Here is a 22,064-nt window from a genome sequence, read left to right as displayed (position 1 = left end):
CGAGTCAAAGATGAATCGGTACTCTCGCATCCATCTTCGCCCATTCTTCATAACTCTTCTTGCGTTGTTGTTCTTGTGGACCGTTGACACAGCGGCGGTTGAACGGCTTCACATAAGATACGCCTATGACGATACCTGGCTACCGTACACGCTCGATGTTGTGTTTACCCGTGAGGAAGGGATAGGTCGTGCCGCTACGATTCGTCCTGCCCACGTTTTGAAGGTCGGGCATGTAGGGGAGTCGCCGGCCAGGATGGTGGCCGTTCTCAATCCGTATGGTTCTCCCGAAGCGGCAGCCATTGCGTCCAATATAGAATATCCCTGGAGAGTGAAAAGCCAGGTTCGTATCCCTTTGCCGGTCACAGATGTCTTAGCGTATCGTGATTCCAGAACCGGCCAGAATGAAGTGGCGGCTGCCATGCTTGGCGAGGACTCAGCATGGGTGATACGGCTCTATCCGGAGACCGGGACGATGGACAGCATTTTTCTTTGTTCGCTGTCGCGTCATACCGGCGGCGCCGGCGAGCCGCGGATGCTCATGCTGCTGGCCGAAGACTATGACTACGACGGGCAATGTGAGGTGTTTGTCTACATGTACTCGCCGCGTCCAGGCGACCCCCGGGGTGTATATTGTGTCGATATGGAGGCACGGCGGGTCGAATGGTCGGTCCCAGTGGCGACTCCCGTGCTGTGGTACAACTTCATGAACCTGCGGGATTCTATCGATCCCGGAGTGATCTTCTGCACCAGTCGACAAGCGATCGGTCTCACCGACAGCGTCTTCGACGATAATATAGGCCAACTCGCAGTGGTGAATGCTCGCGGCGAGATCACGTTCTGCCGCACGGTCGTGCACCGGGCATCCACCCCCATGCTTCGGCGGGGAGAATCTCACGAGTACTTTTACGTGGGGCATAATGTGGACTACGAGAGTTCGGATAGCGAGACGTTCGTCCCCGGCCGTTCCATATTAACGAAGATCGACCGGCATGGGCGGGCGCTCCGGAGCCTGCGGGTCAATGGCGCGGCCGATGACCTGTGGAGTCGCGAGTATGGGCGCCCTCCGCAGCAGGCCATATGGCTGATGCCTGCCTGGAGTCGCGTCGAGATCTACGATACCGCCCTTAACCTGCTGGCGGTCACTGACACGGCGTCACTAGGGAAATTCATGGGCGAATTCCGGGTTTCCGGCATTGATGAACCAGTGCTGATCTTCCAAAGCGGGATTTTTACCACGGAGTTCGACCAACTGGCCGCTATTCCGATCAATGTCTCTGAAGTTCAGTCCCTTTACCTGGATTCGGCAGGCAAGACGAGCGTGTTCTTGTTTTCAGGCCCGAATAATTATGTGGTTGGATCTTTTCAAAGACGCGGGATCGTGGAAATGCTGACAGTGATCTACGTGAACTATCAAACACCCATTCTCATGACCCTGTCAGGGCTGGTTGTGGCGCTGGTGCTGCTCAACTATTTTCGCTATCGGGCGAAGGCCAGCGCGCGTCTTATCACGCAGCAAAAAGAAGAACTTGAACGAACTCACCAGGCGCTCAAAGCGGCCCAGGCTACAATAGTGGCACAGGAGAAGTACCGGCAGGCGCGCGACATCGCCGGCGGATTCGCCCACGAAATACGAAACGCACTGTTTCCCGCCGAGGCGGCGCTGTACAAGATGCTCGCGAAGAAGGCGCCGACGGTACCGGACAGTATGCAATCCGACCGGTTTGCCAGGACCGCCGTGGAGGCAGTGGCGCGCGCCATCGGCGTGACGGAGCTGATCTCGCAGTACACAAAGCTGGATACGGAAGCCGCGCTTGAGACGGTGGACCTGTGCAAGGTTGTTGCGGAGGTATTCCAGGCAAACCATATGCGCATACAAGAACAGCAGGTGGCCATTGAGATGCCTGGTGACGGTGGCCCTTGGGTCCAGTCGAATCACCGCCAGTTGTATATGGTCTTCAATAACCTGGTGCTCAATAGCCTCGATGCCTTGACAGAGTGTCCGGACCCGCGTATTGTCATCGAGGCGAAGCACGAGGCAGGTCAGGTGCTGGTAAGCGTCACCGATAACGGGTGCGGCATTTCCGCTAGTGACCTTCCGCGTGTGTTCGATACTTTCTTCTCGACGAAACCGAGCAAGGGGAACGGCTTGGGACTGGCCATCGCCAAGCGCATAGTGGAGCTGTACGGCGGCAGTATCGACGTCTCAAGCGAGCCAGGGCAATGGACACGGTTCGTGGTTCGCATGAAAGTGTCGTCACCGGACGGACGGGTGCCGACTGCATGAGCTATCATCGGGAGCAACAATGACGGGCAGATCGTGCCGAACGATTCTCGTAGTGGATGACGATCCACGTGTATTGGAAATGCTCGCGGGGCTGTTTTCGGACGACTACGAGGTGATACTCGCCGATTCAGGAGAGGCGGCCGTGGCGAAGTCTCGGGAAGGAACCGAAATCGCCGCTGTCGTCATGGACATCAAAATGGCCGGCATGGATGGCCTTCAGGCGGCACGGCGGATCCGGGAATTCCGGCCGGTGGCTCCCATCATATTTCACACCGGCTACCCCGGAGAATACGACGAAAGCGATATCGACAGCTCGGAACATCCGTTCGATTACGTGCAGAAAGGGCGTTCGATACCCCAGTTAATGCGGTCGGTGCGCAATGCGGTGGATTCGTTCAATCTCCGCACCGAGCGAACCGAGCTCAGCGAATCGGCGGCATCCGACTACGGCATATTTGCGACCTCCAGTGTAATGCAGGAGGTGTTCAATACGATTCGCAAAATTGCCGCTTCCGACAATAAGGTTATGATCCTGGGGGAAACCGGCACCGGCAAGGAACTGGTGGCGCGCGCAATTCACGCCCACAGCCGAAGGAAAGAGAAGCAGTTCGCCATCCTCAATTGTGAAGAACAGGCTTCGGACCTGATGGCCGCAGAGCTGTTCGGCAGTCTGCGCGGCGCGTATACCAGCGCGTTCTCCGACCGCGTGGGACTGTTCGAGTATGCCGATGGCGGCACGGTGTTTCTCGATGAGATCGGCGACCTCGATCCCGCTACGCAGGCGAAGCTTCTCCGTGTTCTGGAGACCGGCGAATACCAGAAGATCGGTTCGCCCGAGTTGAAACGGTCGAATGTGCGTATCCTCTGCGCCACGCATCGTGATCTGGCGCAACTGACGAAGCAGGGGAAGTTCCGTGAAGATTTGTACTATCGACTCAAGGGGGTGACCATCTCGCTGCCGCCCCTGCGCGAGCGCAAGGAAGATATCCCGCTTCTCGTAGCGCGTTTCTCCGGCCGGTTCACGGTCGAACAGGGGCTGCCGCCCAAGCTATTCGATGCCTCCGCGATCGACGTATGCCTTGGCTATGATTGGCCGGGGAATGTTCGACAGCTCGTGGACGTGGTGGAGTCGCTTATCGTGCTGTGCGAATCGGAGGTTGTGTTTGGGGAGGATGTCGCCAAGCTGCTGAACCAGGGAACCATGAACGGCATGGGTGAAGCACGCACGCTTGGCCTGCGGGTTCGCAATTTCGAACGCTCACTGATTGTCGAAGCACTCGCAGCGTCAAATCAGAACGTGGCGGCGGCCGCCAAGACCCTTGGTGTCGACCGATCCAATTTACTCAAGAAGATCCGACTACTGCAGATTCCGCTGCCGCGCCGTGACCAGGAATGACAAGTTCACTTCAGCGCGACGATGTCGTCATGCCCGCCACGTCAGCAGCCATGCATTACGGCTGCTTCTTGCCGGCGGTCGCTAACACATAAGCATCCGTGCGAAAGTACTTCGACATCACCTGTTGCACCGACTGGGGAGTAACTTGTGCCAGTTCCCGCACGTAATCAGCATCGTGGCCGGGGCGACGGCCAAGGTACTCGTCGACAGCCAGGTAGTACGATTGGTTGATACGTGATAACTTGGCGCTCATCAGGCGGCCCCAGATCTGGTTCCGGGCTTTGCGCACTTCGTCGGTTGACGGACCGTCGAGACGCAGCTTGTCGATCTGTAGCAGAATGCCAGCGATGGCCTGTTCGTACTTGTCGGCGCCTGTGCCCATCGAGCAGGTATACCATCCGAAGGCTGAATCGAGCATAATGGATGCGCCGACCGAATAGGCCAGCCCCTGCTTTTCCCTGAGTGTGTTGTACAGTCTGTCCGACAGAATGGAAGTAGCCACTTCAAGCGCCACCGCTTCGTCGGATGTTGCCCCCGGCAACGGGCGCCCCAGATAGATGCTCATTTGTGCTTTGGAGAGGTCGGTGTGCGCGGTTCGTGTCGTATCGACATCAACTGGCGCGGCTGGTCGCACATATGGGGCGGCATCCCGGGGCAGGGCGCCGAACGATTCCCGGACCCAGCCCATGACTGCGGCGGTGTCGAGATTGGTAGTCGCAACAAGAACCGTGTTGTTGGGCGCATAGAAGTGCGCATGGTACTTGCGCAAATCATCGACCGAGATCGAATTGATCGTCTCAGGTGTGCCCATGATCGGATGTGCGTAGGCGCCATCGCCAAACATCGTGCGATAATATAATCCCCGCGCTACCGGCCCCGGCGAGCCGGCTTCGCGCATAAGTGTTCCCAGCATCCCTTTGCGGACCTTCTCGACTTCAACACTGTCGAACGACGGACGCAAGAGCAGTTCGGACAAGAGAGCGAAACCCTCGCGCGCGAAGGTGTCAATTGTCTCGAACTTGACGAACGTGAACTGGGGTGTCGTATAGCGGTCGTCGTAGGGAATGAATGGATTGTCATACAGCGTAAGATTGGCGCCTATCCGGGAAAGAGCCGTCGACAGCTCGGCCGCCGATCGGGTCAGGGTTCCTTTTTCCAGGCAGCGGTTGACGAAATCAGAAATACCAGTCTTGTCGGGCGGTTCATTGGCTGATCGGTCTCGGCCCAGGACATCTACCGCAAACACGCGGCTGTCTGGATTCGACTTAACGATAACCGTCAGGCCGTTGGGTAAGGCCTCGCGGCAGTATTGTGACCGATCAGTATATTCGAGTCCGACCGATTCAGTAGAGGGAATCACGAGCGGAACGCCGGTCGTGAGATCAAATTCCGGGAACGACACCTTGGCGAAATGTTCGGTGACCTGTTCGGCGGTCAAGCCTGTTGGAGTGTACTGAGGCTCGGCCGAGTCACGCGGCGGTCGAACCACCGTGGCTATGTAGTTGGGTTTGGACAACCAGTTTCGGGCAGCCATCCGGCATTCGGCCCAGGTCACGTGGCTCAACAGCTCAGGATACTGTTGAATGAACGACCAGCCGGCCGTCATCAGGCGCGGGGCGATCATGAAGCCATAATAGTGCAGCTTCTCCGAGTTATATATCTCCTCACAAAGTAACGACGTTTTGATACCGGCAAGCGCTTGTTCATCCGGTTCCAACTCCGCCAGACGCTCTACGGTCGAGATGATCAACCTGCAAATGCTGTCGCTGTTGTCAGACTTCTCGGAGATTGCAGATATGTCCAGACGGGAGAATCCGTCGTAGGTGCCAAGCGAGACCGAGACCTCCGTTGCGAGTGGGTCGGCCCCTCCCTTGAGTGCTTTCAGGAGAGGCGAGACCTCATCGAGCGACAGATACTGCGTGAGCAGGTCAAAGGGGAGATACGCGGAGTCGCCGAAGGGAGGAGCGGCAAAAGAGAAGTTAACGTAGGTCGATGTGACGGCGGCCGCGGTGTCAAATCGGTGTTGGCCGGTCAGTACGTCACCAGTCGTCACCGGACGAGTTTCCGTCGGAGTGCCGGAAAGGGCAGCAGGGATATCACCGAGGATGGAGGCCACCGTTCGCTTCATTTCGGAAGGTTCGAAATCGCCGATTATCATGGCGGTCATATTCGACGGTACATAGTACTTCTTCCAATAGGCGACAACAGCGGCGCGCGGGATATTCTCGATAAACGCTTTGTATCCGAGTACCGGGCGACTGTAATCGGTGCCGGCATACGCTTTCTGCGTGAAGAAATCATCGGCCGCGGATCCGGGCGCATCGGTATCCCGCTTGATCTCTTCGATTACGACATTCCGTTCCTTGACCAACTCCGAATCCGGAAAAACGGAATTGAAGAGCATGTCAGCCTGCACGGCCATGCCGTAATCGGCATATTGCCGGGGCAGGAGGACCAGATATCCGGTGAGGTCTTTCTGGGTGAAAGCGTTGATGTAGCCACCCAGGTCCCGGATCGACTGATCGAGTTGCTGTCGAGTGAGATGCGTGGTGCCGTCGAACAGCAAATGCTCGAGGAAATGCGTAATGCCGTTTTCGTATGTGCTCTCGTATTTGCTGCCGGAGCGGACAAAGACGAGACTGGCGACCATGGGCGCGCTGTGGTTCGGCTTGAGAATGACTTCCATGCCGTTGGGCAGGCGATAGGTTTCATCGGCTGCGACTGGCGCCACTACGAATGCAAGAACGATGACCGTTACGGCCACAAGGGCAGTAAGACTATATTGTAAGAGTTTCATCAGGGACTCCCGAAGAAGCTGTTCAATCCGTGAGCAGTTGTTATCCATGTCGCGACCTGACATCAGCTTATAGTAGGAAACAGAGAGTAGCGTGTCAAGGACTGCTGGAAAAAGGACGTTGACTTGCCGATTTCGTCAGGTATATTCGGCCAAATCGCATGAAGAGCAAGATCATCAAACATCTCGTCAATGTCGCGCATGGATCGGCGGTAGCCGTCATCGTGGCAGCCCTGACCGTTTCGACAGCCGGTTGGGCATCACGGCCGGAATCGTACGGCGTAGTTGTCAAACCGGAGCCAATACCGGTGGTTGACGGGGTCGTGCTGACCCCCGGTACGCCTTCGGTGGAACAGCCGCGGAATAACATGACACCCAAGGGGAAACCAACCACCCATCAGGTGGCCTGTTTCTCGATTCCATATGTCAATCAGAGCCAGAATGACAAGAAGCTTCCCGAATCCCCAAAACCGGCGGCATTCGAAGTTGTGTCGACGGACGCTCCGGCTCATGGTCCGCGGGAGCTCCAGAGCAGCATCTGCCTGATCTCCACTGAGGCTGGCCGCCAGTTCACTCTGGTTGGCGCCAAGCCGTCCGGTACCAGCTAACTGTACCCGCCCTCTTTCGGAGGGCGCCCGTTCATTCGGGCAACTCATTCAGCAGTCAACATAGTATTTAATCGTTATTCGAGAGGATTATGATATGTCTCAAAAATGGCGCATGGTGCTCACCGCAGCGCTGGTGATCCTTGCCCTGGTTGCGTTCTGGAACACCTTCAAGCTGTGGACCATGAGCGATGCCGACAAGAAGGCCCTGGATGACAAGGAACCGGGCGGATTGACCCGCTTGCAGCAGAAGGCGATCCGGCTCGGTCTGGATCTGCAGGGTGGGATCCACGTCGTACTCCGTGTGAAGACGGAAGAGTTGGACAAGGCTGCCAAAGAAGGGGCCGTTGATCGGGCGATCTCAGTACTTCGCGCCCGTATCGACGGGCTCGGCGTCGCTGAGCCGATCATTCAAAAACAGGGGGCAGACCGTATCATCGTGGATCTTCCCGGTTACACCGATGCGGCCCGTGCCGAGGAGCTGATCGGCCAGACGGCACTACTCCAGTTCAAGTTGCTGGAGACTATGGATAATGCCAATCTCATCCTGGCGCGTATTGATACGGCGGTAGCAGCGTACGAGAAATCAAAAAGCGGCGCTGCAGCCACGACTGCTTCGAGTTCGACAACCACTGCGTCGAAGGGTGCAGATACGACCGGCTCGGAAGATGTGCTGGCGCAACTCATGAAGGATACTGCCAAAGCAGACACAGCCGGCAAGTACGATTTCGACGAGAATGCCGGCCTCGACTCCGAGACAGAACCGTTTACGACCCGCCTGGAGCAATTCCTGGTGACGCCGCGCACCGGCGCTCAGTGGCCCGGATGGGCAGTGGCGGCCAAAGACAAAGCGCAGGTCGCACGATGGCTCGACCTTCCGCAGGTCAAAGCGCAGATTCCGCCCGACGTCCAGTTTGCCTGGTCTACCCGTTCGGAGATTCGTCAGAGTCTTGAAGTGTTCGATCTGTATCTTCTGAAACGCAAAGTCCAGTTCGAAGGGCGGTTTCTCCAGGGGATATCGCTTGGCCGCGAGAACATGGGTGGTTTCGCCGTCAACTTCAAACTTTCCAGCGATGGTGCGGCGCGGTTTGCGCAGTTGACCGGCTCCAATATCGATAAGCCGCTGGCAATCGTGCTCGACGACAAAGTCGAATCGGCGCCGACGATCAATTCCAAGATCCGCAACAGTGGTCAGATCGAGATGGGGGGATCCGCGACCTTCGATGAAGCCCGCAATATGGAGATCGTCCTCAAAGCGGGTGCCCTGCCGGCCCCGGTCGAAATCATTGAGAAGAACGTAGTAGGTGCAACGCTCGGTTCGGACTCGATCAAGAAGGGGTTCTATTCGTCGTTGTTCGGGCTGCTCGTGGTGCTGGCGTATATCGCCTTTTATTATCGGATCTCCGGCCTCATTGCCGATATCGGCCTGTTATTCAACGTGTTCTTCCTGATGGCGATCCTGGCGGCGCTGGGCGCCACGCTTACGATGCCCGGTATAGCCGGAATCATTCTTACCATCGGTATTTCGGTTGATTCGAACATCCTGATATTCGAGCGAATCCGCGAGGAGATGCGCACCGGCAAGACGGTGCGTGCCTCGATTGAGGCCGGCTACCACCGGGCCTGGGTGACCATCGTCGATTCGCACGTGACTACACTGATCACGGCCGGAGCACTTTTCCTTCTGGGGTCAGGACCGATCAAGGGGTTTGCGGTAACATTATTCTGGGGTGTAACGATCTCGCTGTACACGGCGTACGTCATTACCAAGGCGATGTTCGACATCCGTAAACAGTATGAAACGCTGAGTATCTAAGGAGCGAGGATAGACATGTTTTCACTGATTGGTGTACCGAATATAGACTTTATCGGGAAACGGAAGATCGCGTTTGGTTTCTCCTCTGTCCTGGTACTCCTGGGGCTGACGGCGTTTCTCATGATCAGCCTCGGCAAAGCGCCGATGGGAATCGATTTTGCCGGCGGTGTCATGGTGCAGGGGCATTTTGCCCAGCCGGTCAATATCGCCGACCTGCGGGGTGCCCTTATTGTTACGTTCCCCGATGCGATCGTGAATGAAATGACGGATTTCACCCATCCCAACGCGTTCATTATCAAGACGAAGCGCCCGGAGACGGAATCCGAGGGGAAAGAACGGGTGAAAGTGATCGGTGACCTTCTGGCCACGAAATTCGCCGGCAACCAGTTCACTACCGATTCCGAACACATTATCGGCCCGGCGGTTGGAGAAACACTGCGCCGCGATGCCCGCTGGGCGGTACTGTTATCGCTCATCGGGATTCTGATCTATATCGCCTTCCGGTTCGATTTCCGAGCGGGTGTGGCCGCAACAGTAGCAACCTTTCACGACGTCCTGGCGGTCCTCGGCATCTTCTGGCTGATCGGCGTCGAGTTCGATCTGTTGGTGGTTACCGCGTTGCTGACTCTGGCCGGTTATTCACTCACCGACACGGTGGTCGTATACGATCGAATCCGCGAGAATCTCAAGAAATACCGGAGCAAGGCGGAATTCGTTCCGTCGGTCAACCGCTCGATCAATGAGACGCTTTCTCGGACGATTAATACTGCCATGACGGTTATGATTGTCGTGCTTATCCTGTTCCTGTTTGGCGGACCGGTGCTTCGGAGCTTCTCACTGGCTATGGTCATGGGCGTGATCGTTGGAACCTACAGCTCGATCTTTGTCGCCAGCCCGATTGTCGTCGAATGGGAGGCACGCAGACCCCGCCGATTCAAGTAGCGGATAGTGAACTGTTTGGCGCCGCCCGTGCAATCGTGAGGCGAAATTGTATTAAACGGGCCGGATTCGCTGAGGATCCGGCCCCTTTTCTCAGCCAAAAAGGGGAGTTCGGGTGTATATTATGCATATGGGGAAGTTGTGTCCTATACTCTGGAAGTCGACGGTTCTGGTGTCGGTGCTGGTTGCAACTGCTTGTGCCCAGCAGAGGACAGGGGACATCCTGCCTGTATTGCCCGGCGCTCCACCCAATTACCAGGCCCCCAGGTTAAACCAGAATCCATCGGCTGTCAGGGTCGCCCGACTGCATTACTCCGGCGGAGGCGACTGGTACTGGGGCGGGTCGGCGATCCCCAATTTCCTGAAGTTCGTACGGGACAACACGGATTTTGCGGTGGACACCATGGAATACCAGGTAACCGTCAACGATCCGGACCTGTTCAAGTACCCTTTCCTGTTCGCCACCGGACACGGCATTATCAAGTTCTCGCCGGATGAGAAGGAACGGTTGCGGCAGTACCTGCAGGCGGGAGGGTTCTTGTTCGTGAACGATTCCTATGGCATGGACAAGAGCTTCCGGCAAGAGATGGCCTCGCTGTTTCCGGAGCGCGAAGTGGTGGAGTTGCCGTTTTCCCACGCACTTTACCACAGTTTCTATGATTTCCCGGCCGGGCCGCCCAAAATCCATGAGCACGATAACAAGCCGCCACGCGGATATGCGACCATCATCAACGGTCGGGTTGTGCTCTATTTTCTGGTAGAGTCCGATATAGGGGATGGGTGGGAGGACCCGCAGGTGCATAACGACCCGCCCGACAAGCGGGCGGAAGCAATGCGGATGGGGCTGAACCTGCTGACGTATGCGTTGTTATATTAGAATACTCGCTGAATCACCCGGGCCGAATATGACGATTTTGCTGTAAGGATGACCGCATGACCAGGATCACCTCGAGTTCATCACTGCTGGGACACCTTCGGGCCGTCCTCATTCGGCAACGGCTGGTTCTCTTTTCGGCAGGGCTCCTCGCTACCGGCTCCGCCGCTTTGGCCGTTTGGATACTCCTGTCACTTGTCGCCAATGTTATGGTACTGCCAGTGTGGTTCAAAGTGGTGTTGCTGCTTGGTGCGGTGGGCGCGTCGGCCTATTTCTTTGTCAGCTATGCCCTGCGCCGTCTGTTCGGGGGTAACATCGACCAGGTAGCTCTGGCGCTCGAAGAGAAACACCCCGATCTCAAGGGGCGTCTGATCGCCGCCGTGCAATTCGCTCGCACCGAACATAGGCCCGGCTATTCCGAAGAACTGATCGCATTTACCGAACGACAGGCAATCGAACAGGCGGGACTGTTAAACCTCAACGAGGTGGTCAGCTTCCATCCGGTTCTGAAGACCGGGCGGTTGATGGCGGTAGCGGCGCTGGCGGGTCTGGCATTGCTGGTCCTTTTCCCGGGATTCTTCAGTTACTCCTATGAAGTGTTCTCGAATCCGACTACCGAGATCGCCCCACCGCTTGGCTACAAGGTGGTGGCGACCCCCGGCTCGACCGAGTGGATCAAATACAAAGACATCACGATAGGGGCTTCGATTTTCGGCCAACGACTGCCGGAGAACGCCACGCTCTACTTTCGGTTTGCCGGGGGAAGCTGGCAGCAGTCCCCCTTCGATCTCAGGACCATACGACGCCAGGCGGTGTCGACCGGAGATTCGCTTGGCATCGGTCTGACCATCCGACAGATCAACAAGTCGTTTGACTACTACGTGGAGGCCGGTCGGGTGAAGACCGACGTGCAGCGAGTGGATGTCGTGGACCGCCCGAGAGTTAACAACATCTCCCTATCGCTGTTCTATCCGAGCTACACCGGACTTTCGCCGCAGACTATTTCGGAAAACAACGGCTCATTTTCTGCCGTCGTGGGCACGCGTGTCAATCTGAAAGTGGAAACCAATCTGCCGGTCGAACGGGTGGAACTGACGTTCTCCGATTCCAGTCGCCAGCTACTGGCGGTCGCCGGCAAGAACGCCGATGGCTCACTGGTGGTCGACAAGTCACGCTCGTACCACGTGCGCCTTCTGGATCGACTCCAGGAGACGAACCCAGACCCAATTGAATACTATGTCACCGCTATTCCTGACGAGTACCCGACCGTCGACGTGTTGCGGCCGGGATTCGATGCGAACCTGACCGATGAGATGATCCTCCCGCTGAAGGTGCACATTGCCGATGATTACGGCTTTTCTTCACTGGTCATGAAGTTTACTGTCTCTTCCCAGGGGCGCACATCGGAGGAGCACGTGGCGGTACTCCATTACAGCGAGCGGATTAAAACCGAAGGGGACGTGGAACTCAACTGGGACATGGACCAATTGGCGTTGTTCCCCGGCGATTATGTCACCTACTATTTCGAGGTGGCGGACAACGACCGTATCTCCGGACCCAAGGTGACCAAGTCCCGGTCCTTCATCGCGCGGCTCCCCTCGCTTGAGGAGTTGATAGCAGAGTCCGACCGCGACAACTCCGAGCGGGTAAATCAGACGGAACAGCTCCTGCAAACGGGCAAAGAGCTGGTGGAGCGGCTGAAAGCGGCGGTCCGCAAACTGGACAGCCAGTCCCGCGACGCCAAGAAGAATGACTGGCAGCAGCAAAAAGAGCTGGAGTCCATTGCGGGCAAGAACGCCGAGATGATGGAGAACATCCAGCGTATGGCTCAGAAGATGGATTCTTCGCTGGAGAAGCTGCAAGAAAACTCCCTTATGAGCCGCGAGATCATGGAGAAAATGGCGCAGATTCAGAAGCTGTTCGAGGAAGTGGCGACGCCCGAGATGAAAGAGGCGCAGCGGAAGCTGATGGATGCGCTCAAGAACATGGATCCCCAGAAACTCCAACAGGCGATGAAGGATTTCCAGATGTCGCAGCAGGAGCTGATGGAGCGGCTGGAACGCACGTTGGCCCTTCTCAAGCGGATGCAGGTCGAGCAGAAGATGGAAGCGATGGTGCGCCAGGCCGAGCAGATACTCCAGCGCCAGGAACAGACCAACAGTTCTACCGACAGCGCCCGTAATGAGCAGTTGCCTTCCTTGGCCCCAAAGGAAGATGCCGTTACGCAGGCTATGCAGGAGCTGAAGAATTCATCTGAGGAACTCCAGAAGCTGATCAATGAGGCCAAACTGGAGCAGAACGAGGCGGCGCAGAAATTTGCTGAGGCGGTCCGCAAGAACCAGGCGGATCAGAACATGCAAAAGATGTCCGATGCCTTGAGCCAGAAGCAGAAATCCGGCGCTCAGCAGGAAGGCAAGGAAGCCGCCGCCCGCGTGCGCGAAATGCTGGGTGAGATGCAGAACCAGCAGATGGCCTTCAAAGGAGGGGACCAGGAGAAGCTGAAGCAGGCGATGCGTCGGGCAATTGATGATGCCAACTATCTCTCCAAATCACAGGAGGAGCTGCTTAAGGAAGCCGCAGCCATGAGTCCGCAATCATCGATGATGCGTGACCTGGCACAGCAACAGCAGGATCTATCGGCCTCGTGCAGCGGCCTCAGAAACAGTATCAGCGAGCTCGGCAAGCAGTCGCCGTTTGTCGCGGCTGAACTCGGGTCAATCGTCGATCAAGCCACCCAGAGCATGGCGCAGGCGATGCAGGAATTCGACCAGCAGCGGGGTCCGAACGCCGTACGCGAGCAGCGCGACGCCATGTCACAGCTCAACCGCGCCTCGATACGCCTGATGGAATCACTGGAGCAGCAAAACCAGTGCAATAAGGGCGGGAACTGCAACAAGAACATCTCCCAGATGGAAGGCATGTGCGACAAGCAGAACATGCTGAACCAGGAGACACAGAAGCAATGCAACAATCCACAGCCGGGGCGAGAAAGCCTCCAACGGTTGGCCGGCGAACAAGGAGCGATCCGCAAGTCGCTTGAGGACCTGGCGCAAGAGTTCGGTAACTCGCGACAGGTACTGGGACGGCTCGACGATATTGCCAAGGAAATGAAGAAGGTCGAAGAGGACCTGGCGACAGGCAGCGCGGGCGAAGAGACCACCGCCCGCCAGTTGAATATCTACTCGCGTATGCTCGAGGCTTCCCGCTCGCTGCAACGCAAGGATTTCACCGAACAGCGAAAAGCCACCACGGCCGCTGAGCAGCCGGTGTATATCCCCCCGAATCTTCCGTCCGATCTGCTAAACGACCGGGCCCATTTCGAGGACCGGCTCCGGCAGTTCCTCGGCAACGACTATCCGTCGCAGTACGAAGAGCAGATCAAAGCGTACTTCCGGGCCTTGTTACAGATCGAAAGCACACCTTCAAACGAACCTCAGCCAATGGTTCCTGCGAAGTGACGCCGTTTCTCGCAGCCATCGTGCTGGTCGCGGCGCTGGCTGGCCGTCCGGTCGTGGCGCAGGAATCTCGGCCCGACCAGCCACCGGCGACTCCTATAATGACAGAGACCGAACAGCGGATGGCGGCGGCACGAGCGTTCCTGCGGCAAAGCAATCCTGAAGCCGCCGCCCTCATGTTGGAAGCACTGTACGAGACCAATCCCGGTGACATGAATGTTGCCAATCTTCTGCGCAACTGCTATCAGCAGCTCAAACGATACGCCAAACTGGAGCTTCTTGACCGACGGCTGGTCGAGAGATATCCAAACGTATTTGGCTATCGTCTCGATCTGGCCGAAGTGCTGGCCGAACAGGGGCAGCTCGATTCCGCCCGGTCGGCGTATCGTGCGGCGATCGGACTTTTGTCCCCGACGGATCAGAGTACGATGCTGATGTTGGTGCAGAGCCAGATCCGTCACGGCTTGCCGGACGATGCGCTGCAGTTGATTGATTCGGTTCGAGTGGTTCGAGGTAATCCGCTGCTGTATGCGGTTGAACGAGGGAGTCTGCTTGAAAGCCGGAAGAAATACCATGATGCCGCAAACGAATTTCTGCCGCTTCTGGCCGAAGACACCACGCGCGAGGCCATGGAGGGGGAACGTCGCCTGTTGGCAATGTTGGAATTCGAGGATTCGTCGCCTCAGGTTGAGAAGCTCCTCCTCGAGCACACCAGGGTCGGTGGCGCGCCGCGGGCCGTCAAACTTCTCGCCGATTACTATATTCGCTCCGGGCGGTTTGACCGCGCCTTCGAGTACTGCTTGCGTCGTGACACACTCGAGGGGCTGACTGGCGGCTCTCCCGATTATTTCATGCGCCAATGCTCCGACCGGAAGCTGTATGCTCAGGTTGTGCATATGGGGGAACAACTGGCGCTACGCCAAAACAAAACTCCGCTGGTCGGTGATGCCGCTTTCCTCTACGCCAACGCGCTGGTGCAGACGGGGCGTCTCGATGAAGGCATGGCGCGATACGATACTATCGTGGCCGTCTCTCCCGATCAAGGTGAGAAAGCGGACGCGGTATACGCTCTGGGCATGATCTGCTTTGACCGGCTATCGGATTATCCGCGAGCCTTGTCGTATTTTGATTCGGTGGTGACCCGCTTTCCGCGCGGGCTGAGCTTCCTGAACGCGCAGCGCAGTACTCCATACTGCTATCTTCGTATGGGGGATATTGACGCTGCTGAAAAGCGGTTTCAGTCGCTGGCCTCCCAGCCGTTCAATCAGGATATCGACGAAGAAATAGCTTTCAATCTGGGTGCGATCAAATTCTACCGCCAGGAGTTTGATTCCGCCAAAGTGATGCTGAAGAAGCTGATGGTGGCATATCCTCAGGGATTCTATGTCAACGATGCACTACAGCTTCTGCTGGTGTTGGATGATGCCGGCGGCTCTCCGGAACTGCTGGCCGCATATGCCGATGCTCTCTGGTATCAGGAGCGGCAGATGCCGGACTCATGCCATGCCCAATTGGAACGGTTGGTGAACAACGACGACAAGACACTGGCGGACGATGCCTTGTTTCGGATGGTTCAGGTGGATATGAAACGCGGCGATACGGCACGAGTTCTTGGTGAAATCGAGGATCTCGCGGCCAATTTCCCCGAATCCTACTACGTCCCCTTTGGCCTGAAACTCAAGGCGGATATTCTGGCGGACACACCTTCCACGTTAGAAGCAGCCAAGACTATTTACCGGCAACTTCTGGAAAAGTATCCAAATTATCCGTTCGGCTCCGAAGTGCGTAAGAAACTTCGGCAGCTCGAGACCGACCTCAAGGTCGGTTAGAACTTCGACAACTGTTCCTGTGATTTCTTCAGACTTCCAAGCTGTTTCTCAAGGTTGAAGATCCGATCCTCCTTGGTCTCGAGCTTTTTGTCTTTCATTTTGGTCGTGGTCCGTACCAACAGGCCGAGGGAAACCAGCAAGAACAACACGGAATTGACGGTCCTAAAGATCTCACCCATGTTGAAGATCGAATCGAGGAACGCCACAATTCCCAGTCCAAACAGGACAGCGCACCAGATAAACATCGTTTCCTCCTCTCACCATGAATCGCAACCTGGTCGCCGGGGTAAAAATTAAGTTGTGCATGGTCGCGACCGTAGTATATTCTCTGCTTCGCGCAGCGAATATGTGATATATCTATGTACTCTATCGGCTTACGCGGATTAGGACTTTAGGAGGCCCGATTGCCTGATTTTCCCATACTGAACGGCAGAAAGTTTGACCGCACCAATGTCGTGTTGGCGGCGCTGGTGTTTGTAGTTTCGTTTATCGTCTATGCGCTCACTGTGCAGCGATCGATCCCGTTCTGGGACTGCGGTGAGTTTATCGCCTGTTCGGCAATTCTGGGTATCCCTCATCCGCCCGGCACTCCGCTGTTCGTCCTGATCGGGCGGTTGTTTGCCATGATACCATTCGTAACCGATGTCGCCTACCGAGTGAACTACATCTCAGTCATTTCTTCAGCTTTCACCGCTATGCTGAGCTATCTGCTGGTTGTCAAGATCGTGCGGTATTTCTTCGATGATGTCGATACCAACGCGCTCAGCCGATGGATTGCCTACATAGGCGGGGTTGCCGGCGCCTTTTTTGTGGCCTTCTCGGAGACCAACTGGAGCAACGCAGTCGAGGCCGAAGTGTATGGACTCTCGCTGGCGCTTATGGTTCTTATCGTCTGGCTGACAGTTGAGTATTTCGAGCACCGCGGTACCGGCAAAGCGGTCAAGATGATGGTGCTGGCGTTTTACCTGGCGCTGGTTGGGGTCGGTATTCATATGACGGTGTTTCTGGTGATGCCGATGTGCGCGGTTTTTTTCCTCCTGAAGAAAAATGCCCTGCCGCGCGACTTCCTGTTCGTCTGCGGCTACGTGCTTCTGGAACTGCTCCTGATCGTCGCATTTTCCAACGGACGGGGTGGGCAGCCGATGTTCTTTCTCTTCTCGGCCATCGCCTCTTTGGCGCTATTGGCGCTACTGTACAAAGAAATCAACTGGCCTGTGGCGATTGCTATTGGCTGCGTGTCCTCAATCATGGTCGCATTCGAGTGGTTTTTGATCTTCATGCCGATCGGCTTGGTGGCTATCATCCTCATTGCGCTGATGGCATCAAAGCGCGGCTGGAATGTTGACTGGAAACCGGCGCTTACAATTCTGGTAATCGCTCTCATAGGTTTCTCGGTCCACCTGTATCTCCCGATCCGGTCGGCCGACAATCCGCGTATCGATGAGAACCACCCGGCCCGTGATTACCGAACATTCGTCAGTTTCCTCGATCGCAAGCAGTACGGTCAGCAATCCATGACCGAGCGGATGTTCAAACGTCGCGGCACCTGGGAAAACCAGTTTGGGCGGCATCCCAACATGGGGTTCTGGTCCTACTTTGAGGGACAGTATTCCAAACCGGGCTGGCTGTTCATATTCCCCTTCTTCCTACTCGGCATGATCGGGATGTATGTGGCGATTCAAAAAAGACGGGAAGTAGGACTTCCGTTTTTCACCCTCTTCATTGCCTGTTCGGTCGGTTTGATCCTGTACATGAATTTCGCCGACGGCACCAAGTATGATTTCCAGACCGGCGATGCCTATCTGGAGGTGCGCAACCGCGACTATTTCTTCACGCCGGCGTTTGTGTTTTTTGGCATCGCGATGGGGATGGGCGTGTCGGGGGTCGCGCAGTGGTTCCGTAAATGGGTGGTCGCTCGCAAACCGGAGATGGAAAGTAAAGCGGTCTACGCAACTACACTGCTCGTCCTCTTGCCGCTCCATGCGCTCGATGCCAACTGGCGAGTGAATGATCGCTCCCACAACGTGCTGGCCAGAACGTACGCGCAAAATATCCTCGATAGTTGCGATCAGAACGCCATTCTGTTCACCTCCGGCGACAACGATACATTCCCTGTCTGGTGCCTCCAGGAGGCGTACAATTACCGCAAGGACGTGCGGGTGGTGAACCTCTCGCTCTTGCAGGTTGACTGGTACGTGTACCAGCTCAAGCATTTCTATAATGTTCCTATTTCGTTGTCCGATGAGCAAATTCTCTGGTATCCGGTGGAAGTGCGGGACGGGGTTGAATTCTCGCGCCCAAGGAAGACATTCAACGACCGCCCACGCAAGCGCGAGACATACATGTCACCATACCAAATGGGGAACCGGATAGTCCGGGTGAGCGAAATGATGGTCGATGAAATCGTCATCGAGAATCGTTGGAAAGACCCGATCTTTTTCAGTTCGCCGCCGTACGCCGAATCACCGTTGAGTCTCCGCGACCACGCGGCGATAGTCGGCATGGTGTACCGTCTGGATAAGGACCCAATTCCGGGACTGATTGATGTTGACCGCTCGTACGATCTGTTCATGAACACGTATAAATTCACCGGCATGGAGAACTCCAAGGTGTACCGCGATGAGAATGCGACCGGCGTCTATATCAGTCTCGGCATGAGCGCGCTGCGCGTTTTCGATGAAGAAAACAAACGCGGCCGCGAGGAACAGGCGCTAGCTCTGGCGAACAAGATGATCGCACAGTACCCGGAATACTGGCAGACCTACATGGTGCTCGGCGATTATTACGACAAGAAGGGGGACACCACGAAGGCGAACGGTCTGTATCAGCAATTGATCGATACACTGTCGGCCTTCTCCAAAGCGAGTCCGGACAACCTGTTTTACCGCCAGGATCTCGGTCTGGCCAGGCATGAGTTGGGTCGACGGCTCAAAGACCAGGCGATGACCGCGGAGGGGACGCGCGAGCTGTGGGATGCGTTTATGTTGGATCCCAACAGCAGCTACGGGTTCCGGAAACTGATCTCGGTGCTTTCGCAGGACGGCAAGTTCACAGATCTGCAGAAGGCAGCGCAGATGTTCGCGGAGTACAAAGTGAATCTGTCCGACCCGTTCCTCCAGCGCATACTTGGCATCTCAAATACGCAGGGGCTGAACCCTCCGACGGAATAGGCGAACTCCTCAGACGATTCGGAAGCCCGTTGGCCGCTATCGCCGACGGGCTTTTTTGCTTCCCATTTTGCAAAGGTGTCACCCCAGCGAAAGCTGGGGTCCACCCGTAGGTTTGGACTGGATGCCAGCGTTCGCTGGCATGACAAGCTGCGACGCGTGTCGGGTTTCTCGACCAAACCAGCCTCAACCTCGTTCCGCCGGGTCTTGATCCCCTGAGGCATTCTGCCGAAGGGGATTGTGACCTGGCGGCTCTTATCCCCCCATGTCGGGTTTCTCGCCAGAAGCGGGCTCGGAACACCGACCTACGACGCGACAATGCGAACATCTAGCCTGCGGTTGAGATTGCTTCAGCGAAGCGCCTCGCAATGACTCGGTTACCTGCAAACGTGGTTCGGCTCCGCTCACCACGGCGCCTTGGAGTCACCACTGCTCAACCCCTGGATCCTCCGCAAGCGGTGGGGTACCCCGCCCCTTGGGGCGGGTTTGTGCCGGTGAGTGAATGGCGCAAGACGCCGTTCAATCACCGTCGCTAATCCGAAAACTTGTACCCGGTCCGGCGGCGGTATTTCCCCTCGGTCCGGTCCATCATTCGCTCGGCGATAAACTCCCGGCGCACGGTGCAGAAATCCTCGTGGTACCGCTGGATGATCTTGTTGACCTCCTCCTCGGCGTACACCTTGTTCGGCTCGAACTGCGCGAGAATATATTCGAGCAGATATTTGCGCTTGCTCCGCTGAGCCGGGAGAATATCGATATGGTCGTTCTTGAGGAAGTTACCAACCACTTTCTGTCGGGGGTCGGCCGGCCCATTGATGTTGGAATGTTTTTGTAACCACTGGTGCACGGCCTGCTCCGGGATTCGCCAGTCCTTGCCAATTTTATAGGCGAAAATCTCCCCGGCCTGGACCTTTCGGGTGATTACCTGAACGTTCATTTTGAGCTTCTCGGCCAGTTCGGTGGTGGTGAAAAACTCGGTGTTCTTGATGACCCCCTCAGCGTAAGCGTTCACGTGCTGCTCCTGTATATCGACTATAATAATGTCACAGTATATCGTATCTTGAAGTACTTTATAGTATCGTTAAGCATAGCAAGAAGCTGAACCCATTGTCAAGAAAAAAGGTGGCGTTGCCAGCCGCTTGCGGCTCTTATTCTGACGCCTAAACGTGATCCGCGGTAGGATTCAGGTGATTGACGGCGCACTGTAATTAGTCGTTATTGGCGCGACCGATGACCGCGCTCGTTTACATTGTCCTCTGCGTTATCTGGGGCTCCACCTGGATGGCGATCAAGCTCGGCTTGGCCGATGCTCCCCCGCTCTGGGCGGCCAGTATTCGGTTCGCGCTGGCGGTCACAATTCTCACAGCAATAGTGAAAGTCAAAGGGCTGGCGTATCCGAAAGGGGTTCGCGATCTGTTTTGGGTCGGGCATCCAGGGCTGTTCATGTACTGCGCCAGCTACGCGATGGTCTATTTCGCCGAACGGCATATCAACTCGGCCATGACCGCGGTGCTGTTTGCATCGTTTCCGGTTTTCGTGGCAGTGTTGTCCGCCTATCGGCTGAAGACCGAGCAGATTCATGGTGCGGTGTGGCTGGGACTGGTGCTGTCGTTTGCCGGCGTGGTGCTGATCTCGTACGATTCGCTGCAGACCTCCGGTGAGCTGTTCCTGGGTTCGGTGCTGGCGCTGGGAGCGTCGTTCGCGTCGGCGTGGGGGTTGATACAGCACAAGAAGTACGCTGCCACGGTGAACATTGTGGTGGCTGCAAACGTGCAGATGTTCATGGGGGGAATACTGCTGGTTCTTGGCGCACTGCTGTTCGAGAACTGGTCCAATTTTGCAGTCACCTCGCAGTCGGTTGGGTCGATCATCTATCTGGCAGTATTCGGGACGGTGGTGGCGTTTTTGGGATATTACTGGCTGCTCACACACACTAAAGCCGTGACGGTTTCGCTGATTGCGTTCATCACGCCGCTGGTGGCGATACTGATCGGCGTTGTATTCGGCGATGAGACACTCTCCACCCTGACACTTGTCGGCGCCGCCGCAATACTGGCGGGGGTGGCGATGGTGGTGCGGAAGTAGGGCGGAACCGCTTCTGGTTCCGCCGTCTTTGAATCCGTTGTGGAAACTCGTAAATGGCAGACCTCCCGGTCTGCCACTGGCCGCAAGCGGCAGACGAGGACGTCTGCCGTTTATGGAATCAGGGATGGGGGACCACATGTTCTGAGGGGTACACCTTCGGGAGAATCCAGAATCAAACCGGCAGTTCACACTCGCCCTCGACTGTGAGGATGGCTTTGAGACGCGCGATAGTAAGGTCTCGGGCGAGCAAGAGCTGCCGGAACATAGAACCGGTGTGTATAAACCCACCGCGAAGCGGTGGGCCACCCAGCCGTGAAGTTGTTGTGGCGCAATGGGGGAATTGGGTTCGTTTTGTCATTTTTTGAATTCACCAAACAGGAATTTCCTTTGTAATCCATTATGGTGTAGCGGCTTGCGGGCACTCTGTTGCGCGGACTCATGAGTGCACGTTGCTGTATGTGATTTGCTGACATGGTGTTACGTCGAATTCGCAAGCGGCACCTGAGTAGGTGTGTTACCGGTTTTTGTCGTTATAGCAGGCATATTATGGCCTAGGAATCTCCAAAGAGCGGACTGGATGAGCAATTTAAGGTGAGATTGTAGCGAAGTTGATTTGCAGGCTGATTGGCGTTGGATGAGATACGAATTAGCGAGAAGGGAAACGGCGGGCGAGAGCACGGCGACAGTGGGCGGGGATTCGGTGAAGGAGAATGAAAACCCACCTGTTAGGTGGGGCACCAAGCGAGTGTCAAGACCCCTACCCACGTTCTTGGCAGTGGTGGGGTAATGACCTACATGGACAGTCAGGGATGTCTCCGGT

13 protein-coding genes are annotated in these 22,064 nt (G+C 56.4%); 10 read left to right on the top strand and 3 right to left on the bottom strand.

Annotated features, from left to right (window positions below):
* Positions 1–10 precede the first annotated feature (10 nt).
* The gene (locus AB1644_09810; protein ID MEW6051339.1) at positions 11–2,284 is read left to right on the top strand and encodes a HAMP domain-containing sensor histidine kinase; all 2,274 of its coding nucleotides are present in this window, start codon (positions 11–13) and stop codon (positions 2,282–2,284) included.
* A gap of 19 nt (positions 2,285–2,303) precedes the next feature.
* Entirely contained in the window at positions 2,304–3,680 is a 1,377-nt protein-coding gene (locus AB1644_09805; GenBank protein ID MEW6051338.1) for a sigma-54 dependent transcriptional regulator, read from the top strand.
* A 55-nt stretch (positions 3,681–3,735) separates the two neighbouring features.
* Here the strand turns inward: AB1644_09805 and AB1644_09800 are convergent, their stop codons facing one another.
* Positions 3,736–6,477, bottom strand: a complete 2,742-nt coding sequence (locus AB1644_09800; protein ID MEW6051337.1) for a pitrilysin family protein — start codon at positions 6,475–6,477, stop codon at positions 3,736–3,738.
* A gap of 158 nt (positions 6,478–6,635) precedes the next feature.
* On the opposite strand from AB1644_09800, the gene AB1644_09795 reads away from it, so the two are divergent.
* From AB1644_09795 to AB1644_09770, 6 genes are all read left to right on the top strand, one after another.
* On the top strand, positions 6,636–7,082 hold the full coding sequence (locus AB1644_09795) for a hypothetical protein (GenBank protein MEW6051336.1): 447 nt from the start codon (positions 6,636–6,638) through the stop codon (positions 7,080–7,082).
* Between the two features lie 94 nt (positions 7,083–7,176).
* Positions 7,177–8,895 (top strand): protein translocase subunit SecD, encoded by a 1,719-nt coding sequence (secD, locus tag AB1644_09790; GenBank protein ID MEW6051335.1) that lies wholly within the window; start codon positions 7,177–7,179, stop codon positions 8,893–8,895.
* 15 nt (positions 8,896–8,910) lie between these two features.
* Positions 8,911–9,837 carry a protein translocase subunit SecF gene (gene secF / locus AB1644_09785; protein MEW6051334.1) on the top strand — a complete coding sequence of 309 codons (927 nt, stop codon included), beginning with the start codon at positions 8,911–8,913 and terminating at the stop codon, positions 9,835–9,837.
* Positions 9,838–9,958: 121 nt separating this feature from the next.
* Entirely contained in the window at positions 9,959–10,711 is a 753-nt protein-coding gene (locus AB1644_09780) for a DUF4159 domain-containing protein (protein ID MEW6051333.1), read from the top strand.
* A 56-nt stretch (positions 10,712–10,767) separates the two neighbouring features.
* The gene (locus AB1644_09775) at positions 10,768–14,166 is read left to right on the top strand and encodes a DUF4175 family protein (protein ID MEW6051332.1); all 3,399 of its coding nucleotides are present in this window, start codon (positions 10,768–10,770) and stop codon (positions 14,164–14,166) included.
* Positions 14,163–15,992, top strand: a complete 1,830-nt coding sequence (locus AB1644_09770; protein MEW6051331.1) for a tetratricopeptide repeat protein — start codon at positions 14,163–14,165, stop codon at positions 15,990–15,992. The genes AB1644_09775 and AB1644_09770 overlap by 4 nt, the downstream gene beginning before the upstream one ends.
* On the opposite strand, the gene AB1644_09765 is transcribed toward AB1644_09770, so the two are convergent.
* The gene (locus tag AB1644_09765; GenBank protein ID MEW6051330.1) at positions 15,989–16,237 is read right to left on the bottom strand and encodes a hypothetical protein; all 249 of its coding nucleotides are present in this window, start codon (positions 16,235–16,237) and stop codon (positions 15,989–15,991) included. The genes AB1644_09770 and AB1644_09765 overlap by 4 nt on opposite strands.
* Positions 16,238–16,396: 159 nt before the next feature.
* Between AB1644_09765 and AB1644_09760 the strand changes: the two genes are divergently transcribed.
* A complete protein-coding gene (locus tag AB1644_09760) occupies positions 16,397–19,162 on the top strand; it encodes a DUF2723 domain-containing protein (protein ID MEW6051329.1) in 2,766 nt (921 codons plus the stop codon).
* A 529-nt stretch (positions 19,163–19,691) separates the two neighbouring features.
* Here AB1644_09760 and AB1644_09755 read toward each other — a convergent pair.
* Entirely contained in the window at positions 19,692–20,171 is a 480-nt protein-coding gene (locus AB1644_09755; GenBank protein MEW6051328.1) for a DUF2087 domain-containing protein, read from the bottom strand.
* A 218-nt stretch (positions 20,172–20,389) separates the two neighbouring features.
* Here AB1644_09755 and AB1644_09750 point away from each other — a divergent pair, with 218 nt between their 5' ends.
* The gene (locus tag AB1644_09750) at positions 20,390–21,244 is read left to right on the top strand and encodes an EamA family transporter (protein MEW6051327.1); all 855 of its coding nucleotides are present in this window, start codon (positions 20,390–20,392) and stop codon (positions 21,242–21,244) included.
* The last annotated feature ends 820 nt before the right edge of the window (positions 21,245–22,064 follow it).

This window comes from Candidatus Zixiibacteriota bacterium, assembly GCA_040753875.1.
Classification (GTDB): domain Bacteria; phylum Zixibacteria; class MSB-5A5; order GN15; family FEB-12; genus DATKJY01.
The sequence above is the reverse complement of the archived record's forward strand: the minus strand, read 5'-3'. Positions and strand labels throughout refer to the sequence as shown.